Genomic DNA, 1,482 nt, shown 5'->3' on the forward strand with positions numbered 1-1,482 from the left:
ATGTTAGAACCCATTTAAAGTGTCTGTATTCTCACCAATAAAAATGTCTAGTTTATGATGATTTAACCATCATGGACTGGATATGAAATATAGATGCTGATCACTATGTCTGACAAAGAAATTCAACGTCTTGCGGTTCTGCAAGACGTTCGAGATCATCGTATTACCCAAGTCCGTGCTGCTGAAATCCTGAATCTTTCCACCCGTCAAATTACCCGGTTATTGCAGAAGCTCAATCAAGATGGTGTTTCAGGTCTGGCTCATGCCAGTCGTGGTCAACCTGGCCATCGTCGCCATGATGACTTGTTAAAAGCAAAGTGCCTTTCCATTATTTCTGAACATCTGCTGGGCTTTGGGCCCACCTTGGCGCATGAGAAGCTCAGCAGCATGTTTGAGCTGAATATTCCTGTGGAAACAGTTCGTCGCTGGATGACTGCCAATGAGCTCTGGATTCCGCGATCCAAGCGTCTGAAACGTCCATATCAGCCTAGATATAACCGTGATTGCTTCGGTGAACTGATCCAGATTGATGGCTCCTATCATGACTGGTTTGAAGGACGATCCGCCAAATGCTGTTTGCTGGTTTATATCGATGACGCCACTGGAAAGCTGTTGCATCTGCGCTTTTGTGAGGCTGAAACGACCTTCGACTATATGCTTTCCACGAGAGCCTACATTAAGCAATATGGCAAGCCTTTGGCCTTTTATAGCGATAAACACTCAGTATTCCGAGTGAATCAGAAATCGAGCCAAGACAGCAAGATCACGCAATTTGGGCGGATTCTGAATGAGTTAAACATCGATATTATTTTTGCCAACTCACCACAGGCCAAAGGACGTGTGGAACGTGCTAACAGGACACTTCAGGATCGTCTGATCAAAGAGATGCGTCTGGAAGGCATCAGTTCGATTGCTGAAGCCAATGCTTGGCTACCCTGCTTCATTGAGCAGTTCAATCAGAAGTTCGCCAAGTGTGCGCGTAACTCAAAGAATTTACATCGACCATTAACCGAATCTGATCTTGAACTGGATGATATTTTTACCTGGCAGGAACCACGTAAGGTCACCAAGAATCTAACCCTGACGTATGACAAATGTATTTATATGCTTGAACCGACTGAATTGAACCAGAAATTAGTTGGACAATACATTTCATTTCTGGAGTACCCGGATGGCACTGTTGCGATCATGTATGAAGGACGGAAGATCAACTACAGTATCTTCAATAAACTGACTGGACTGCAGCAGAATGAAGTGGTTGAGAATAAACGGTTAGGCGCAGTTCTGGCCCATATCCAACAACAGCATGAAGAGTTGGAAAAACAGAATAAACGTTCCCGTGCCAAGAAAAGTATGCCGAGTCGTAAAGCTCAGAAAGCTAGCAATGAACAAAGAAATTTAAATCCTGTTCTTGACTCTTGCAGTTAAAAACAGGACATTTTAAATGGTTTATCGCATAGACATTTTAATTGGTGAATAACA

1 protein-coding gene is annotated in these 1,482 nt (G+C 43.4%); it reads left to right on the top strand.

From position 1 onward, the window contains the following. Positions 1-93: 93 nt before the first annotated feature. Positions 94-1,428, top strand: coding sequence for an ISNCY family transposase (locus tag FTV28_RS13425; protein ID WP_103254392.1), 1,335 nt, complete (start codon positions 94-96; stop codon positions 1,426-1,428). The last annotated feature ends 54 nt before the right edge of the window (positions 1,429-1,482 follow it).

The organism is Acinetobacter sp. YH12252 (assembly GCF_013417365.1).
Classification (GTDB): domain Bacteria; phylum Pseudomonadota; class Gammaproteobacteria; order Pseudomonadales; family Moraxellaceae; genus Acinetobacter; species Acinetobacter towneri.

Excerpts from the sequence above, each read along its gene's own strand:
- FTV28_RS13425 (WP_103254392.1), top strand. The coding sequence starts at position 94 with ATGCTGATCACTATGTCTGACAAAGAAATTCAACGTCTTGCGGTTCTG.